1 protein-coding gene is annotated in these 1,561 nt (G+C 64.6%); it reads left to right on the top strand.

What is annotated here, in order from left to right; translation table 11 throughout:
- The first annotated feature begins 119 nt into the window (after positions 1-119).
- The gene (locus AC1AYX_RS10385; protein WP_476503409.1) at positions 120-1,493 is read left to right on the top strand and encodes an IS481 family transposase; all 1,374 of its coding nucleotides are present in this window, start codon (positions 120-122) and stop codon (positions 1,491-1,493) included.
- Positions 1,494-1,561: the final 68 nt, after the last annotated feature.

Here is a 1,561-nt window from a genome sequence, read left to right on the forward strand (position 1 = left end):
TGTCTAGTTTCAGCGGATAGTTGACGTATGTCTCGGGGCATGGTTGACGTCATGTCCTGGGGCATGCCTGACGGGTGTCCTGGGGCATGGTTTACGGTCTGCTGATTGTTGACCGGTGTATGGATACACAATTGCAGCAGTCGGCATCACCATCCGTCGAAGGCAACGGGGATGTTCGCAGCGAGTTCCTGCGTAACAAGGCCATTGTCAACACGATCCTCTCGGGCGTGCCGGTTACGGAGGCGGCCCGCCGCTATGGAGTGACGCGCCAGTGGGCGCACGAGCTGAAACGTCGGTACGAACGGGAAGGCGAGGTCGGGCTCCTGCCGCGTTCCAAGCGCGCGCATCGCATCGCGAACAGGACCGACGCGCGTCTGGCCGGACGGATCGCCGCGATCCGACGGGAACTGGTCGCCAAGGGTTTGGACGCCGGCGCGGAGTCCATCGCCGCCCGCCTGGAGCGCGAGGGCGTCACGCCTCCCGCGAACTCCACGATTCACCGGATCCTCAAGGACGCGGGCCTGGTCAAGCCCGAGCCGCGCAAGCGGCCGAAGTCGTCGTACGCGAGGTTCGAGGCCGCATTGCCGAACGAGACGTGGCAGTCGGACTTCACCCACTGGCCGCTCGCGGACGGCACGGACGTGCTGATCGTCTCCTGGCTCGACGACCATTCGCGTTTCCTCCTGTATTCGCGCGCGTTCTCGACGGTCACGATGGAGACGATCGAATCATCGTTCCGCGAGGCGTGCTCCATGTACGGGATCCCCGCGTCCACGCTCACCGACAACGGGACCGTGTACACGACCCGGCTTTTGTCGGCCGAACCGGGATCGTTCGAACGTCTGCTCGCCCTGATGGGCGTGCGCCAGAAGAACGGCAAACCGTATCACCCCCAGACGCAGGGCAAGATCGAACGCTGGCACCGCACGTTGAAGCAATGGCTCATGGCCCGGCCCCTCGCACGCGATCTCGACGCGCTCGACAGGCAGCTCGACGAGTTCCGCCGCGAATACAACGAGGAGCGCCCCCACCGGGCGTTGAACCGTCGCACGCCCAAGGAAGCGTACGAGGCGAAGGGCAAGGCCGGCCCCGACCCCGAGATCGCCGCCCGCGAACAAGCCAGGCGCGACGAGGAAGCACGGCATGCGCGCGAACGGGATGCCATCGAAAGGAAAAGCGGACGACGCAGGCCGATCCCCGTCGCCGAGCGAACGGAACCCACGCGGGTGGATGTCACCGTCCCCGCCAAACTCCACAAGGTCAGCAAAGACGGCTGCATCAGGCAGAAAGGCATCGCGGGCGGACGGCGCACCGTCAACGTCGGCAGGAAGAACGCCGGCAAGACCATGGAACTGGAAATCAACCACGGCATCATCACCGTCATCGACCCCGCCACCGGCGAGATCCTCGCCGAACAGACCCTCGACACCACCCGCGACTACCAGTACCGCAAACCCGTACCCGGTGCCAACGATGCCCCAACACACATGTAAACCATGCCCCAGGAGACCCCGTCAACCATGCCCCAAGACATGCGTCAACTATGCCCCGAGACAATACA

Source organism: Bifidobacterium sp. LH_419, from assembly GCF_056356955.1.